Raw genomic sequence first — 16,187 nt, 5'->3', positions numbered from 1 at the left:
AAAACAAGAGCGCAGCACGGTGCCTGGGCACTGCGCTGCGCAAAATATGGGGCGAATGATGGGGATCGAACCCACAACCACCTGGACCACAACCAGGTGCTCTGCCAACTGAGCTACATCCGCCGTTCGAGAAGTGGTATTTACTTGGTTTTGCACCCAAGGTCAAGCAATTTTCCTAATTTTTTTAAAGAAAGTATACACACCCCGGCAGGCTGGAGTTTTACATGAAGCTATGCTACTGTGCCCGCTGGTTATGCACCCACAATCATGCACAAATACCAGCCTAAATATACCCATACATACAACAGGTGCGCCCAACTGGCTGCACTGCCACACATACCCTTCCTGAAGGAACCCCCATGGAAAAACTTGTTATTGAAGGCGGCCTGCCCCTGAACGGCACCATTGCAGTAAGTGGTTCCAAAAACGCAGCCCTGCCCATTCTTTTTGCCTCCATATTGCTTGATGCCCCCCTTACTTTCCATAACGTACCGCGCCTGCGCGACATTCGCACCACCAACGCCCTGTTGCGTGTGCTGGGGTGCGATGCCGAATTCACCGGGGAAACGGGCAACAGCGTAAACGTTGTACCGGGTGCCTTGCAGCCGGAAGCACCTTACGACCTGGTAAAAACCATGCGGGCTTCCGTGCTGGTGCTTGGCCCTTTGCTGGCCCGCCTTGGGCAGGCCAAGGTAGCCTTGCCCGGTGGCTGTGCCATTGGTGCGCGCCCGGTGGAACAGCACACTAAGGCCCTGGAAAAAATGGGGGCCACCTTTGAGCTGGATTCCGGCTATATTGTAGGGCACTGCAAAAAGCTGCACGGTGCAGACATTACCTTTGATTTTCCTACCGTAGGCGGCACAGAACACCTTATTATGGCGGCAGCCCTGGCAGAAGGGGAAACCATTTTGCGCAACACCGCCAAAGAACCGGAAATTAAAGACCTTGCCAATTTCTTAAATGCCTGCGGGGCCAAGATTTCCGGGCACGGCACCGACACCATTCACATTCATGGTGTGGCTGCCCTGCGCGGCAAAGAGTACAGCATTATGCCCGACCGCATTGAGGCAGGCACTTTTCTGGCTGCTGCGGCCATTACAGGCGGGGAATGCCTTATTGAAGGCTGCCCGGTGGAAGAGCTTACCGCTGTTATGGCAAAAATGGGCGAAATGGGCATTACCCTGGAGCCATGCGACCAGGGCGTGCGCGTGCGACGCAATGGCACCCTGCGCGGGGTAGATATGACCACCAGCCCTTACCCTGGCTTCCCCACAGACATGCAGGCCCAGATCATGACCCTTATGACCCTGGCGGAAGGGTCCAGCACCGTAGAAGAAACCATTTTTGAGAACCGCTTCATGCACGTGCCGGAACTTTCCCGCATGGGGGCAGACATTCGCCTTGCCGGTTCACGCGCAGTAATACGCGGGGTAAAGCACCTTACAGGGGCACCTGTAATGGCTTCCGACCTGCGCGCAAGCGCCAGCCTTGTTATTGCAGGCCTTGCGGCCCAAGGCACAACCCATGTGCAGCGCATTTACCACCTGGACAGAGGTTATGAACACATTGAAGAAAAGCTGGAAAAGGTGGGGGCGCGTATTCGCCGTATGCAAGAAAACGCGTAGGGAAACGCTACGTTAATGGCACTTGGGCAACGCACACGCCAAACCACCGCCCCCCGGCTGCTGCCACCGGCTTTTTTACTGCGCCAGTGGGGAATTTTCGCCTTCCTGGCGGGCATTGTGGGGGCGCGTTTTCCTGCCCAGGGGTTTTTTGCCCTTGCCATTATTCTTTGTGGCGTACTGTGGCAGGCATGGCAGAGGGCACAGCGCAAGCTGGCTTTTGCCACCCTGCCCCTTTTAATGTTCATGCTGTTTGGTGCAGGCGCTGCCTATACCTTCGTTCGCACCCCGCAGGAGCCACCCCTGCCCCAGTGGGTGCAAGAGCACTTTGACCAGTGGGGCCGCAACCCCTTCAGTGCCCCCAAGCTGCACCTTACTGGCAGGGTGGAACAGGTTATTCCACGCCCTGAAGGCAAGGTGCAGCTTATTCTTACCCAGCTTGCGCCAGTAGAATCAATAGAACCAGCAGAGCCAGTACAATCGCTCCAGAAAGCCCGGAGCGCGGCTACCAGCCCCCCTGCCCCGCACGAGGAACCTTACACAGGCCTGGTGCAATGGACAGGGCAAGCGCCCACACCGCTCCCCCTGGAAGGGCAGTATGTGCAGGCCCCCATGACCCTTTCCCCCATACGCGGGTTTGCCAACCCCCACTCCTGGAACCCGGAAGGCTACTGGTTTGACCAAAATGTGTGGCTGCGGGCCACATCTTCTGCCAAGGCCATAGTGCAGGTAACAGGCCAGCCAAACACCACCAGTCGCCTGCGCCAGCAGTTGGTGCAGCAAACCCTGGGCCTGCTGCCACGCGCCCCACTTGCCGCGCCGGAAGGCACCGTGGGCACTCTCAACGGTAAATTTACTCCCACAGAAGACATCCCCCCCCTACTGCCCGGTGCCACACTGCTGCCTGCCTTGCTCTTTGGCGACCGCTCCTTTATTGCCCCGGAACATACCGAGCGCATCAATCAATCTACCCTGGCCCACAGCCTGGCCCTTTCCGGCCTGCACCTTGGCTATGCCCTGCTGCTTGGTTTTTGCGCAGTCAGGGCCATTGCCCACGTAGCCCCACGAATATACCTGTGGCTCCCGCGCCCGGTACTCAGCCTGCTTCTTGGCCTGCCGGTTGCCCTGCTTTACTTATGGCTTGGGGGGGCACCCCTTTCTCTGTTGCGGGCCTTTTGCATGTTTGTGGGGTTGGGTGCCCTGTTTTTGCTGCGCCGCCCGGCCTGCCTTTACGACGGCCTGCTCCTGGCCCTGGCAGGCATCGCATTATGGAACCCATTGGCCCTGTTTGCTTCCAGCTTACAGCTTTCCGCCCTGAGCATTGCTGCCATTGCCTTGTACCTGCCCCTTGGCCAAGCCGTGGCAAACCGCCTGTTCCCACAGCAGGGCTTACGTAAAAACCATGATTCTGGCCTACAAAGCGTAGGTAAATGGGCCTTTTACTTGCTGTTCACCACCTGCACCATTCAGTTAGTAATGGCCCCGGTGCTTATTGCCACCTTTGGCTCTGCCGGGGTGTGGTTGCCCCTGAATCTTATATGGCTGCCCCTGCTGGGCACCCTTATTATGCCCCTGGCCTTTGCCGGGCTGGCTGCCACCGCCTTGGGCCTGAGTGGGGTGGCTACCTTTTGCCTGCACCTTGCCAGCCTGCCCTGCACCTGGCTGCTGGCCTTACTGGAACGCATGGACAACGCCGGGGTGCTGTGGGCACCGCTCCTTCCCCGGCCACACTGGCTGTTTATTGCCGGATGGTGGGCGCTGTGTGCCAGCCTGCCTTTTCTCCTTTTCGCGTGGGTGTTACGCCCCCGCGCAACCATAGTGCATGCGCCTCAACCGGGCGCGCAGCAAGAACGTACCCGTGCGGGCAAGTATGCCCCCCCCCGCCTTGTCCTCCTTGCGGCTGCTGGCTTCACTCTGTGCCTTGCCGGAGTTTTACTGCCCCTAAGCCAACGTCCTACCGGGGTACAGTTTACCCTGCTTGATGTGGGTCACGCCCAAGCTGCACTGATAGAATGGCACCTGCCCCAAGCTTCAGGCCGTGCCCTTATTGATGGCGGTATCCGCTTTTCCACCGGTTTTGACCAGGGCAAGCAAATTGTGGCCCCTGTTTTAACCTATGCAGCGCTGCCCCGGCTGGACGCCGTTATTAACACCCATGCCGACGCCGACCACCTTGGTGGGTTGGTGTACCTGCTGCAACACTTTCAGGTAGGCCGCTTTTTGAAAACAGACGATGCCCCCAACTCGTACCTGCAAGTACACTACGATGCGGCACTCAGGTACAGCGGCCTTTCCCCGGTAGAGGTCAGCAAAGGGAACTTCATTCCCCTGGCCCCTGGCCTTGGGCTTGAAGTGCTGTGGCCGGAAGGCACCACCACAACCCCTTCTTCAAAAAATGGACGCAATGACCGTTCCCTTGCCTTGCGCCTTGTGTGGGAAGGCACCGGGCTGGTGCTGCTGTGCGGCGATTTAAGTACCCAGGAACTGGACACCATTGCCAGCACAAACCCCGTGCGCGCCCAGGCCCTGGTGCTACCCCACCACGGGGCAGGTTCAGCCCTGGCCCCGGCCCTGTATGCTGCGGCAAGCCCCCGTTTTGCCCTGGTCAGCGCGCGCCACGTGCCCAGCGGGCAATTTGCCCACCGAACCATCAGTGATGTGCTGCAAGAGATGCATATTCCCCTATACGCCACGGCCAAGACCGGAGCCATTGGCCTGCATTTTACAGCCCCCACCACAGCACCAGTGGTAACCACAACACGGCAGGAGCACACCACTCCCGCCAACACGTTCCGTAACGCCCTGTTCAACTGATAGTAAAAAAGCAGTCATTGCCAGTTTTCGGAAGAGCTATGCAATGGTCTCAAACCACACAAAACAACAACGCCCGGCTCATAAAGAACCGGGCGTTGTTGTTTGAAGCCAGCAGCGGTTTACTACCGCACAGCAGAATTAGGGACGCAGTGATTAATTAGCAGTTTGGAAACGCGCAGTTATTTCGTTTGGCAAGGCGCAAGCTTTTTTTGAAGCAGGAGTGACAATTCCGCAGGAAAGCGGAATTGGGAACTGCCCGTAGGGCAGGAGCCGAAGGCCGAGGCCCAGGAAGGGCCGAGTCAACTCTTCTGTCCTCGACTGTTTCCTTTATCCGCTCAGGCTTCGTGGAGATGTGCGGGCAGCAAAGCCACCCGCACCCTTCGCCCTCGCTTCATGGCTCGCTAACGCTCGCGACTGCCGTCGGCTTAAGGGATATAACGCCACCAAACGGAATAAATCAGCGTTTCCTTACGCTTCTTTCTTTTTTGCGCCGATAACCTGGTGGCGCTTTTGGGCACTCAGTATCACTTTACGTATGCGAATAGACTTGGGGGTCACTTCCACCAGTTCGTCGTCTTCCAAAAAGTGCAGGGCCCGTTCCAGGGTCATGGGGCGCACCGGGGTAAGGATAATGTGTTCATCCTTGCCGGAAGCGCGCATGTTGCTCAGCTTCTTTTCTTTGCTGGGGTTTACGTCAATGTCGTTGCTACGGTTGTGTTCACCAATAACAAGGCCTTCATACATGGGCTGGCCCGGCACCACAAACATTTCGCCGCGTGGCTCCAGGTTAAACAGGCCATACGCCACAGCCGTGCCAGCGCGGTCTGCCACCAAGGAACCTGTAAAACGCACAGGGAAATCACCACGGTATGGCTCATACCCATCAAGGTAGGAGTTCATAATGCCAGTGCCTTTGGTGTCGGTCAGGAATTCGTCGCGGTAGCCAATAAGCCCACGGGAAGGCACGGAAAATTCCATGCGTATACGGCCAGAACCGTTGTTGTGCAAGCTTGTCATGCGGCCCTTGCGCAGGGTCACTTTTTCCGTCACTACGCCCATGAAGGCTTCGTCGCAGTCAATAAGCACGTTTTCAATGGGTTCTTGCAATTGGCCATCCACCACGCGGGTAATAACCTTGGGGCGGCTCACGCTAAGTTCATAGCCTTCGCGGCGCATTTCTTCAATAAGAATAGCAAGTTGCAGTTCACCACGGCCTTTCACCACAAAGCTGTCGCCCGTGGCGGTATCTTCCACCTGCACGGCCACGTTACGTTGCATTTCGCGGAACAGACGGTCGCGAATGTTACGGGACTGTACAATTTTCCCTTCCTGCCCGGCAAGGGGGGAAGAGTTGATGGAAAAGGACATGGACACCGTAGGGGCGTCCACCCGAATGCGGGGCAAGGTGCGCAAGGCTTCTCTGGTACACAGGGTGTCGCCAATGGTCACATCTTCCAGTCCGGCGAGCACCACAATGTCGCCAGGGCCAACTTCCTGCACTTCCACCAGCTCAATACCCTGATACAACTGAATTTTGTTCACGCGAGCGGGTTTTGCTTCGCCGTCTTCGTCCATGCGAGTAAGGGTTTGCCCCATGCTCAGGTGGCCGTGGGCAACACGGCCCACCGCAAGGCGGCCCAGGTAGTCGGAATAGTCCAGGTCGGAAACAAGCATGTGGAAGGGTTCTTCATCGTTGTATTCCGGACCAGGAATGTTCTCAAGGATGGATTCAAACAAAATGGAAAGATCTGTGCTGCGTTCTTCCGCTGTTTTCATGGCAATGCCTTCACGGCCAATGGCAAACAGTACGGGAAAATCCAGTTGGTCTTCAGAAGCGCCCAGGTCAATAAACAGGTCGTATACTTCGTTCAGTACTTCTGCGGGGCGGGCGTCCTTGCGGTCTACCTTGTTCACCACCACAATAATGGGCAAGCCTGCTTCCAGGGTTTTGCCAAGAACAAAACGGGTTTGCGGCAGCGGGCCTTCGGAAGCGTCCACCAGCAAAATAGCGCCGGAAACCATGGAAAGGGCGCGTTCCACCTCGCCACCAAAGTCGGAGTGGCCAGGGGTGTCCAATATATTAATTTTAATGTCGTGCCAAGTAACAGCACAGTTTTTGGCAGAAATGGTAATGCCCCGCTCACGTTCAATGTCGCCGCGGTCCATAATGCGTTCCTGCACTGCCTGGCCTTCCCGGAAAACACCGCTTTGTCGGAACATGGCATCCACCAGAGTGGTTTTGCCGTGGTCTACGTGGGCTATAATGGCGATATTCCGAATCTTGTCATTGTGCTGCAATTGCGTCATACGTTTGTGTCCAGTACCGTTTATGAGGAATACAAAATTCCGCTGTTATAATACAGGAAGCTCGATGTAAGCGGTTTTTGTGTTCTGCCCCAAGCAAGGGCTGCGAGTGCACACAGACAAAATTCGTTTGCAAAAAGCGGTGGGGCAAGCGCAACAGACAGAGCCTGGGAACAAAAAAGCCGGGAACTCAAGTTTTCCCTTTCAAACTACCACACAGTAGGTAAGCCCACAGGCGGTAAAGCGCAAGAAAAAAATTCGGTATGCGTTGCTATTTTTTGGGGCTGTGGGGGTTCTTACTGTTTGCCTTCGTAAGTATACAAAAAAAGCGGGCTGCGTGAGAAATAAAAATTTCACACACAGCCCGTTAGCAACCGTTTTCCACATGGAGTGCGCTTTATAGCGAGGGGGGAGTCGCTCCACTATTGCTCACTAAGTCAAGCAATTGCTGCGGTGTGTGCGCAGGTCTTTTGTCTTCAAGAATGCGCAACGCAGCAGCATGCTGCTGGGTCATATGGCAGGCCGTTGCTAAAGCAATATCTGCCAAGCGGCGCAGCTCTTCCTCCGTCACCGTCAGGGTGCCCATACGCCGTAAATCATCCTGGCTTGTAAGGCTGGAAAGCACTGCGGCCTGCCCAGGCCACAGCCCGCCAGCGCCAGCAAGCTCAAATATGACATCCGACATAAATATACTGCCCCCCAAGTCCTGGCTGGCAATACACGCCAAACGGTAGGCAAGGGTCACCTTGTGGGAAGCCGTTTGTGCGCTGGCATACTCCTGGCCCAACTGGGCAATAACATCTCCAATGCGCTTCGTTTCATCCGTTAACGCCCCATTACGGGGGTAGGCATCGGCCTGCACTTTGAACGGCAGGCCACTTTCTTCAAGGGCCATGCGCAGGCACGCCCCCACCACGGCATTATCGTGCTCTTCGTTCCAGCGGGCATAATAGGTGGTTTCGGCAAGCGCATCGGACAATTTGGGGTTATACGCTTTTGATTCCAGAATAAGGGCAGGGCACGTATCCATGCCCAATGCCGCCATGAGCTCCCCTTTGTTGCCAATGGGGATAATGCCTTCGGCATCTTCCACTGGGCCAATTCCGCCTGGGCTGGCGTTCACCGACAAAAGCCACGCAACAGGTTCATTGTGCACACTCATGTTGCCACCTAAAAACTCCCCACACCCCCCTGCTACATCTTCAGGGGCATGAAGGGTGGCTTCAGGCCATGCCAACTGCACGGTATGCACATAGGCTTTGGCCAAAGCAAGGGAAAATGCCGCAGCAGGCTCACAAACACCCTGCCCATATATACGCCCGAAAATGCGCACGGCAGCAGTTTGCGGGGCAAGGCAAACTTGCCCCACAGCACGTTGCATCATGTCACGTTCAAAAGGGGTAAAGCCACGAAGTGCGGTGCCTTCACCAACGCCACCTTGCGCTGTATGCACACGCACCGTGTCGCCCTCGCCATCCACTTTGGTCACAGTAAAATTCATGGGGCAGGCACGTTGCAAAATGTGCAATAATGCGGCGAACCCCACGGAATCTTCCTGCACAAACCCGGAATGGCTATACGCATGCCCCACGCCAATGTGCCCGGCAAGGGCTGCTTTAGGAGCTGCTATGGCCGCTGGTAATATTGTTGTCATGCCTTGTTCCCGTTACTTCAAAATGAACAAAGAAATGGCAGGAACGTACGTGAGTACCAAGAGCCCAATGATCATAACCCCAAGGAAGGGCAACACGGCATAGCTTAAACGTTCAATGCTGATTTTGGCAATGCCGCACCCCACAAACAGGTTCACGCCCACCGGGGGGGTAAGGAAACCAAGGGAACAGGCCACAATCATGATAATGCCAAAGTGGGTCATATCCACACCCGCAGTGATGAGCAACGGCTGCAACAGGGGCGTAAGAATGAGGATGTTGGCAAGGGCGTCCATGAAGGTGCCTGTGACCAGCAGCAGGATAACTACAGCGAACAAAAGAAGATTTTTATTGCCAGCCATGCCGGAAAGCCATTCCACCAGCGTATCTGGCACGTTATAAATCATAAGAAGCTGGCCAAAGGCACTTGCCGTTGCTACCACAATAAAAATGGAAGCGGAGGTAAGGCTTGCCCCTTTAAAAATATCCATGACAGCGCGAAGGGAGAGTGTTTTCAGAACAAACCCTTCCACAGCAAAGGCATAAATAACGGCAATGGCACCGGCTTCCGTAGGGGTAGTAATGCCGCCATAAATACCGCCCAGCACAATAAGGGGAACCAGCAAGGCGTATTTGGCCTTGCCAAGTGCCTTCATGGTGTCTCCAACGCTGGCCCGGGTTGATGTGCCTACATAGCCATAGCGCTTAGACATAAAGTAGCTGAGCACCATAAGCAGTATGCCAATAAAAATGCCAGGGACAATGCCGCATAAAAACAGGTCACCCACGGAAACGTTGGCGGTTGTGCCATAAATAATCAGCGGTACTGAGGGGGGAATCATAACCCCAAGGCACCCGCTGGCCGTGTTCACCGCTGCGGAAAAGTCTTTGCTGTAGCCTTCTTTTTCCATGGCCGGAATCATGATGCCACCCACAGCCGCAACAGTAGCAGGGGAAGAACCGCTCAGCGCCCCGTAAAACATGCTGGTAAGAATGGAAACATGGGCCATGCCCCCTGTGATATGCCCTACAAGACAGCGGGAAATGTTGAGCAAGGCCTGGGCCATGCTCCCCTTTTGCATAATTTCCCCGGCCAAAATAAAGAAGGGCACTGCCAGCAGTGGGAAGGAGTCGATGGAGGTGAACATTTTTTGCAGCAAAAATTCTACTGGCAAGTCGCCAAACAGCACAGCCACAGCCACACAACTGCCGATAGAAATGCCAATGGGCACACTCAAGGCCAGCATGACAACAAGGGTGATTACACTTAAAATAATTGGTAGTTCCATGATGTATCCCTTATTATTCTGAACAAAGGCTCTGGTTTTTTGGCCAGTTGCGAGCAAGGTTGATGGCGGCGCGAATGCCCATGCCCGCCATGCCCAGGGGGATGGAGGCATACACAATGTACATGGGAAGTTCTATGGCCGGGGCAAGCTGGTTTGTTGCATACATAAAAACAACCATTTGTGTGCCCCACACGGCCATAAGGCCAGAAAAGGCAATGGTCACGCAGTGCACAAACACTGGCAGCCATTTACCCAAAAATTTCCCGCCGTTGGTGCGCAAAATGGTAATGGCCAGGTGCTTGTCGTGTTGTTCCACATAGCTTGAGCCTATGTACACGGAAGCAATAAAGAGGTAGCGCCCCAATTCTTCAGGCCATGCCAGGGAGTACGAAATAAAATACCGAAAGATGACCTGAATGATAATGACAACAGTCATGAGCCCCAAGAGGCTTGAAGAAACAACTTCTTCAATATTCTTTAAAACGCGTAGCATGAGAGTCTCCAGTATGCTGAACGATGAAGGTGGAGCCTGCGTTATGTAAAGGAGAGGTACGTATGGCCAAACCACACGTACCCTCCGCAAGAACAAAAAGTCTACTTTCCGGCATTCACGGTGTTGCGCACAGCTTCTACTGTGGCAGCGGGAATAGCATCATTAAATTTGGCAAACACGCCTTTGGTGGCTTCCACCCAGCGCTGGCGCTCTTCAGGTGTAAGTTCAATAACCTCGCCGCCAGAAGCTTTGATTTTTTCAATAATCATCGCTTCGTTCTTGCGGATTTCAGCACGCTCAAACTCTTGCATCACCTTGAAGGATTCAGTAACCCACTGCTGTTCCTGTGGGGTCAGCTTGTCCCAGAATTTTGTGGAAATCATCACAAGGTGGGGGGAATATACGGTGCGCGACATGGTCACGTATTTGGTCAATTCCGGAAACTTGTTGAAATAGGCAAGGTTCAGGTCAATATCAATGCCGTCTACGGTTTTTTGTTGCAGGGCTGTGTATACTTCACCCCATGCCACAGGGGTGGGGTTCATACCCAATGCCTGCAACACAGCAATGTGTGCCTTGGAGTGCGTGGAGCGAATTTTCAAGTCCTTGGCATCTTCCAGGGTACGTACCGGGCGGTTGCTAAAGATGTTTTTAAAGCCAATTTCAATATAGCCAAGGCCCTTGATGTTGTTACTTTCAAGACTTTTGGCCAGTTCCTGGCCAATGGGGCCGTCGGTAATCAGGTCGGAAGCTTCGTAACTGGGAATCATGAACGGCATATCAAAAAGCATCAGTTTAGGGTTGAATACAGAAAAGTTGCCAACACCGTCGGAACCCATTTGCAACACACCCATACGGATGCCCTGCACTACTGCGTCAAAGTTACCGTACTTTGAGCTGTCGTATATCTGTACTTTAAATGCGCCCTTGGAACGTTCTTCCAAGTCTTTCTTAAAAAGTTCATAGCCTTGCCCCATGGGGTGGGCAGGTACGTTAGGGTGAGCGAGCTTGATGATGCGGGCTGCATGGCCTTGAATAACACCACCCGCCGACAAAGCCAAAGCCAGGGCCAAGGTAAGTGCCACTTTGCGTGAAAAGAATTGTAACATCTTCATACTTACTCCATCACATTCCTATACTTGTTACTTTTTTCAGCCGCAGGGTTGCCCTGCAACCAGCCTTGCCACAAAGCACATAAGCTTGCGCTTTTTTTCTCAATACATATGAAAAGCTCGAAATGTCAACATTTTAACACTTATTTTAAAAAATATTTTTGAAAATAACTCACAACTAGCTGTTTATTTTAAATAAAAGAATACTGAGATATATTTACCACCAACTCTCTACACACATGCAGGGGAGCGCCTTGTGAAAAATATACTTACCAAAACAACAAGCAACACGTATTATTTTAACTAGATATGCATAATCTCAATAGAAGTTATGTTGACATATATTGGGAGTTCCCCTAGGGATGAGTGCGGGGGAGACGCTAATGTATTCCGTTTGGCAATGTTGCTTGCCTTTCATGAAATGGACACCTGATTCAAGGAAAAAACGCGAGTTTCCAAAATTCACGGAACTCGCATTACCTGAACATTCCATTTTAAAATCTTTGCAGGAGAAGGAACAGACCATTCATGAAAAAGAACATTGTCAAATCTGTCACGGCCTATCAGATGATACGGGATGGCATTTTATCAGGAGAGTATCTTCCCGGTTCACGCCTGGTGCTTGCGGATTTACAAAAAAAGCTGGGCTTGGGGCAAGGGCCAGTGCGCGATGCCCTCATGCGCCTGGACAGGTCTGGCCTTGTAGAGAATATTCCCTTTAAGGGTGCGGTGGTGAGCGCCCCCCCTTCATTGGAAGAAATGGCCACCATCTACCAAACGCGAAAGCTTGTGGAAACCCAAATGGCCCTTGCCGCTGCGAAAAAAATGACGGCACCAACGCTGAAACAGTTGACGAAACTTGTGGCCAATTCCCGCAAAGACATTGACGAAGCGCAAAAGTTCTTCTGGCACGACAGAACATTCCACCTGTCATGGTATGCGGTGGCAGACATGCCCCATGTATTAGATATTTTCGGCCACCTGAACGACCATGTAGATACCTTCCTGAATACACATACGTACGATTATGAGTACAGAAAACAATCCATAGAACACCACGAGGAAATTCTTGTGGCCCTTAAAAATCATGATATTGCAACCATTGAGAACATCCTGCACAGCAACATCCAGCTAGGGTTTAACTATGTGCAGGGGCAAATTCCGGTAACGCCTGATGATGAAAAAGAACTCTCTGATTCCAGAAGAAATTGACACAATGGCATAGTGCAGCCTGTGAAGCCTGCATAATCGCTATTAAACATAAAGCAGCCCCCGGAATCTCCAGGGGCCGCGTTATGCTTACGATACGAAGCTATTAGGCAAATACCCTTACAGCATGGTTTTCACGTGATTCAAAAAGCCACCAGCCCGAATAACGGCCCATTCATCAGGGCTGAGGTCGTTTTTTACGGCAATCTGGCCCGCCCCTTGAACTTCCACCAGCATTTCACCACCCGGTACCAGGGCTTGGGCATTCACCTTAACCATGGCACCTTCTGCTACCTTGGCGTAATCAGCCGCGTACACAAAGGTGAAGGGAATTATACCAAAGTTTACCAGGTTAGCCCGGTGAATGCGGGCCAAGGACTTGGCAAGCACCACCCGCACACCCAAATGGCGCGGGGCAAGGGCGGCATGTTCACGGCTGGAACCTTGCCCATAGTTTTCCCCGGCCACAATAACGCCTACCCCGGCGGCACGGGCACGGGCCACAAACCCGGCATCCACCCTGCCGAACACGTGTTCTGAAATGGCAGGCAGGTTAGAGCGCAAGGCAGTAATTTCTGCCCCGGCAGGCATGATATGGTCGGTGGTAATGTTGTCGCCAAGGGTAATAACCACTTTGGCTTCTACCGTTTGCCCAAGGGGAGCAAACATTTCCAGGGCCACAATATTGGGGCCGCGGGTAATTTCCACCCCACTGCCTTCTTGCGACGGAAAGTGGAACAGATGCCGGATGGAAGGGGGCGTGGCAGGCAGGCTGACCTTGGCCGGGGGGGTGCCCCACCCGGCAGGGTCGGTGAACTGCCCCTGGCGGGCCACCTGGGCGGCGGTTAGCGGGCTAACCAGATACACATTGGCATCTTTGGTGCCGCTGCGGCCTTCAAAGTTCCGGTTGAATGTACGCACGCTCACCCCTTGGGAAACAGGGGAAGCACCCATGCCAATGCAGGCACCGCAAGCACATTCCAGTACCCTCATGCCTGATTGCAATAACGTCACAAGCCCGCCGTCTTGTGCCAGCATGGCAAGCACCTGCTTGGAACCGGGGTTTACGGAAGCGTCCACCCGCGCAGCCACCTGCCCGCCCTGCATCACAGCAGCAGCCTGGGCAAGGTCGGCATAGGAAGAGTTGGTGCACGAACCAATAGCCACCTGGTCTACCCCAAGGCCTGCCAGGGAAGCCACGGTTACCACGTTGTCCGGCATGTGCGGGGCAGCGGCAAGGGGCTGCAAGGCATTCAGGTCTATGGTCACTTCTTCGTCATAGGCAGCGCCTTCGTCTGCCGCAAGAGCCTGCCAGTCGCCTGCACGGCCCTGGGCTGCCAGAAACTGGCGGGCCTGTTCGTCGCTGGGGAATAAGGAAGTGGTGGCCCCAAGTTCTGCGCCCATGTTGGTAATGGTGGCGCGTTCCGGCACCGTAAGGGTGGCAACCCCCGGCCCAGCATATTCAAACACCTTGCCCACCCCGCCTTTTACGGAAAGCAGGCCAAGTAGGTGCAAAATAATATCCTTGGCAGAAGCCCAGCCCTGCAAGCTGCCCGTGAGGGTAACGCGCACCACCTTGGGCATGGGAATTACATAGGGCTGCCCTGCCATGGCCAGGGCCACGGAAAGCCCCCCTGCCCCCATGGCAAAGGAACCTATGCCCCCGGCGGTGGGGGTGTGGCTGTCTGACCCAATAAGCGTGGCACCGGGTTTTGCAAAATTTTCCAGGTGCAACTGGTGGCAAATGCCTGTACCCGCGGGGGAAAACACCGCGCCAAACCGGGCAGCGGCAGTGCGCAAAAAGCGGTGGTCGTCCGGGTTACGAAAGCCCATTTGCAGCGTGTTGTGGTCTACATAGCTTACAGCAAGGTCTGTTTTTACCCTGGGCACGCCCAGGGCTTCAAACTGCAACCAGGCCATGGTGCCTGTGGCGTCTTGGGTAAGGGCCTGGTCCATACGCAAGGCAATGGGTTCGCCCGCTGCGGGCAATGGCCCGGTGCTGTGGGCTGCCAAAATTTTTTGGGTCAGGTTGTGTGCCATTAGGTTCCTCTGCATATATGTGTGCGGTTACAACAAAAACATCCGTTAGCGCATTTTCACTGTGGGAATGCACGGGTACATACATACGCAAGTACCCGTCACGCAGGCGCTAAACGCTGAAGCAGGCGTGCAATACTTTGAGAACGTCTATTCACAAAGGAAACTTGCTCTAAGAAGGCAAAAAGTATAGGGCAAACAAGAACAAACTGCAATGAGGCACACGTAACCTTTTCCAGGCTCGCAACACAGTGTTGGCGATAAAATAGTCCCCCAAGCTGAAATGAATCCCGTAAACAGCCCGAAATAATTTTGCACCATGCACTGTGAGGCTGTAATGCTTGCTTTTGCAAAGCCGATAAGTGTATAAGAATGACAATTGCAAATTAATTCAAGTCAATGTAATGAGTGCCTTTTGTGACTTAGGCCATATTTCGCTTGCGCAGGCAGAGGGAAATATGATGGAAAAAGCACGCAAAACGTAGTTTTGCCATGATCTCACTTCGAAAAGTTGTATTGCCTTTCCACCACACTGGGAAAATCAATATAACTCCATGTGATAATAGAATAAAACGACACACTTCGCGAGTGTCCGCTGCGTGTCCACAGAGCGTTTCACCATTGAAATGCCCTCACGCATCAGGAGTTCCCATGTTCATTCGGCACACGGTTCGCACGTTTTCAGGGGTTGATGTAAACCTGCTTGAGCCCAAACCAGAAACCATTTTGCTGGAAGACATTGCCCACCACTGCGCCAAACTGGACAGATATAATGGGGCCAGCCCCTACCACTATTCTGTGGGGCAACATGCAGAATATGTGGCGCATATCTTGCCCCCGGAACTTAAGCTGTGGGGGCTTTTGCACGACGCAGCGGAAGCCTATTTGGGGGATTTGGTTTCCCCGGCCAAAGGCCTTGTGGGGGAGCCCTATACCCAAGTGGAAGACAGGCTTATGCAGGTGGTGGCTGCGCGGTTTGGGCTGCCCTGGCCCAGGCCGGAAGCGGTAAAACTGGCAGACAGAGCCGTGATGGTGGCGGAAATGTACCAGGTGACGCACTGGCCCGACCTAGCCATTACCCAGGGCGTGCCACCTGCCCCTATTCGCATATATGAGCGCCCCTGGCAGGACGTGAAGCGTACGTTCCTGGAAGGGGTGCATGCCTTTACGGACGCCCGTGCTTAAGGCGTAGGGCAGGCTGCTTCCTTTGTTTTTGTTTTTGGTTTTGGGCGTGGCACGTTGGTAAAACTAGGCTTTTCCGCGCAGGCTTCGTTGGCGGCGAATTTTCCGTCAGGGCAGACCGTGAGGTCAGCCCCTTGAAAAATTCGCCGCCGCCTTGCCTGCACGAAAAATTCTATCTTTTCACCAACGCCCCGCCCAAGCACAGCCCCCTGCTCGCGCCATGGATGCACCTACGGTGCCTCCACTCGCTCGCAGGAGCTTGGAAGGTTCCTAGGCCGTAGTGTTGTCCAATACAGCCCTACGCCAAAGTCTTCCTTTCTCCGCTCGGGCTACGTGGATATGTGCGAGCAGCAAAGCTGCCCGCACCCTCCGCCCTCCCTCCACGGCTCGCTACGCTCGCGACTGCCGTCTTCCCTTCTCCGCTCGGGCTGCGTAGAAATGTACGGGCAGCAAAGCTACCCGTACCCTCCGCC

General features: G+C 54.1%; 10 protein-coding genes and 1 tRNA gene. 4 read left to right on the top strand and 7 right to left on the bottom strand.

What is annotated here, in order from left to right; translation table 11 throughout:
* Positions 1 to 47 precede the first annotated feature (47 nt).
* A tRNA-His gene (locus G497_RS0101655) sits at positions 48 to 123 on the bottom strand.
* Between the two features lie 236 nt (positions 124 to 359).
* On the opposite strand from G497_RS0101655, the gene murA reads away from it, so the two are divergent.
* Positions 360 to 1,625, top strand: a complete 1,266-nt coding sequence (gene murA, locus G497_RS0101645) for a UDP-N-acetylglucosamine 1-carboxyvinyltransferase (RefSeq protein ID WP_027186842.1) — start codon at positions 360 to 362, stop codon at positions 1,623 to 1,625.
* Between the two features lie 15 nt (positions 1,626 to 1,640).
* Positions 1,641 to 4,436, top strand: coding sequence for a ComEC/Rec2 family competence protein (locus G497_RS0101640; RefSeq protein ID WP_027186841.1), 2,796 nt, complete (start codon positions 1,641 to 1,643; stop codon positions 4,434 to 4,436).
* Between the two features lie 468 nt (positions 4,437 to 4,904).
* Here the strand turns inward: G497_RS0101640 and typA are convergent, their stop codons facing one another.
* From typA to G497_RS0101615, 5 genes are all read right to left on the bottom strand, one after another.
* Positions 4,905 to 6,743 (bottom strand): translational GTPase TypA, encoded by a 1,839-nt coding sequence (gene typA, locus G497_RS0101635; protein ID WP_027186840.1) that lies wholly within the window; start codon positions 6,741 to 6,743, stop codon positions 4,905 to 4,907.
* Positions 6,744 to 7,137: 394 nt separating this feature from the next.
* Positions 7,138 to 8,394 (bottom strand): hypothetical protein, encoded by a 1,257-nt coding sequence (locus G497_RS0101630; RefSeq protein WP_027186839.1) that lies wholly within the window; start codon positions 8,392 to 8,394, stop codon positions 7,138 to 7,140.
* A gap of 12 nt (positions 8,395 to 8,406) precedes the next feature.
* Positions 8,407 to 9,681, bottom strand: a complete 1,275-nt coding sequence (locus tag G497_RS0101625) for a TRAP transporter large permease (RefSeq protein ID WP_027186838.1) — start codon at positions 9,679 to 9,681, stop codon at positions 8,407 to 8,409.
* A gap of 13 nt (positions 9,682 to 9,694) precedes the next feature.
* Complete coding sequence (locus G497_RS16180; RefSeq protein WP_051257726.1) at positions 9,695 to 10,174, bottom strand: TRAP transporter small permease; 480 nt, start codon at positions 10,172 to 10,174, stop codon at positions 9,695 to 9,697.
* Between the two features lie 101 nt (positions 10,175 to 10,275).
* Positions 10,276 to 11,289 (bottom strand): TRAP transporter substrate-binding protein, encoded by a 1,014-nt coding sequence (locus G497_RS0101615; protein WP_034636155.1) that lies wholly within the window; start codon positions 11,287 to 11,289, stop codon positions 10,276 to 10,278.
* A 525-nt stretch (positions 11,290 to 11,814) separates the two neighbouring features.
* Between G497_RS0101615 and G497_RS0101610 the strand changes: the two genes are divergently transcribed.
* Positions 11,815 to 12,498 (top strand): GntR family transcriptional regulator, encoded by a 684-nt coding sequence (locus G497_RS0101610; RefSeq protein ID WP_027186836.1) that lies wholly within the window; start codon positions 11,815 to 11,817, stop codon positions 12,496 to 12,498.
* Positions 12,499 to 12,615: 117 nt separating this feature from the next.
* On the opposite strand, the gene G497_RS0101605 is transcribed toward G497_RS0101610, so the two are convergent.
* The gene (locus G497_RS0101605) at positions 12,616 to 14,535 is read right to left on the bottom strand and encodes an aconitate hydratase (RefSeq protein WP_027186835.1); all 1,920 of its coding nucleotides are present in this window, start codon (positions 14,533 to 14,535) and stop codon (positions 12,616 to 12,618) included.
* Positions 14,536 to 15,183: 648 nt separating this feature from the next.
* Here G497_RS0101605 and G497_RS16175 point away from each other — a divergent pair.
* Positions 15,184 to 15,717 carry a hypothetical protein gene (locus G497_RS16175; protein ID WP_051257725.1) on the top strand — a complete coding sequence of 178 codons (534 nt, stop codon included), beginning with the start codon at positions 15,184 to 15,186 and terminating at the stop codon, positions 15,715 to 15,717.
* Positions 15,718 to 16,187 lie beyond the last annotated feature (470 nt).

The organism is Desulfovibrio cuneatus DSM 11391 (assembly GCF_000430005.1).
GTDB lineage: Bacteria > Desulfobacterota > Desulfovibrionia > Desulfovibrionales > Desulfovibrionaceae > Frigididesulfovibrio > Frigididesulfovibrio cuneatus.
The sequence above is the reverse complement of the archived record's forward strand: the minus strand, read 5'-3'. Positions and strand labels throughout refer to the sequence as shown.

Excerpts from the sequence above, each read along its gene's own strand:
- murA (WP_027186842.1), top strand. The coding sequence starts at position 360 with ATGGAAAAACTTGTTATTGAAGGCGGCCTGCCCCTGAACGGCACCATT.
- G497_RS0101640 (WP_027186841.1), top strand. The coding sequence starts at position 1,641 with ATGGCACTTGGGCAACGCACACGCCAAACCACCGCCCCCCGGCTGCTG.
- typA (WP_027186840.1), bottom strand. The coding sequence starts at position 6,743 with ATGACGCAATTGCAGCACAATGACAAGATTCGGAATATCGCCATTATA.
- G497_RS0101630 (WP_027186839.1), bottom strand. The coding sequence starts at position 8,394 with ATGACAACAATATTACCAGCGGCCATAGCAGCTCCTAAAGCAGCCCTT.
- G497_RS0101625 (WP_027186838.1), bottom strand. The coding sequence starts at position 9,681 with ATGGAACTACCAATTATTTTAAGTGTAATCACCCTTGTTGTCATGCTG.
- G497_RS16180 (WP_051257726.1), bottom strand. The coding sequence starts at position 10,174 with ATGCTACGCGTTTTAAAGAATATTGAAGAAGTTGTTTCTTCAAGCCTC.
- G497_RS0101615 (WP_034636155.1), bottom strand. The coding sequence starts at position 11,289 with ATGAAGATGTTACAATTCTTTTCACGCAAAGTGGCACTTACCTTGGCC.
- G497_RS0101610 (WP_027186836.1), top strand. The coding sequence starts at position 11,815 with ATGAAAAAGAACATTGTCAAATCTGTCACGGCCTATCAGATGATACGG.
- G497_RS0101605 (WP_027186835.1), bottom strand. The coding sequence starts at position 14,535 with ATGGCACACAACCTGACCCAAAAAATTTTGGCAGCCCACAGCACCGGG.
- G497_RS16175 (WP_051257725.1), top strand. The coding sequence starts at position 15,184 with ATGTTCATTCGGCACACGGTTCGCACGTTTTCAGGGGTTGATGTAAAC.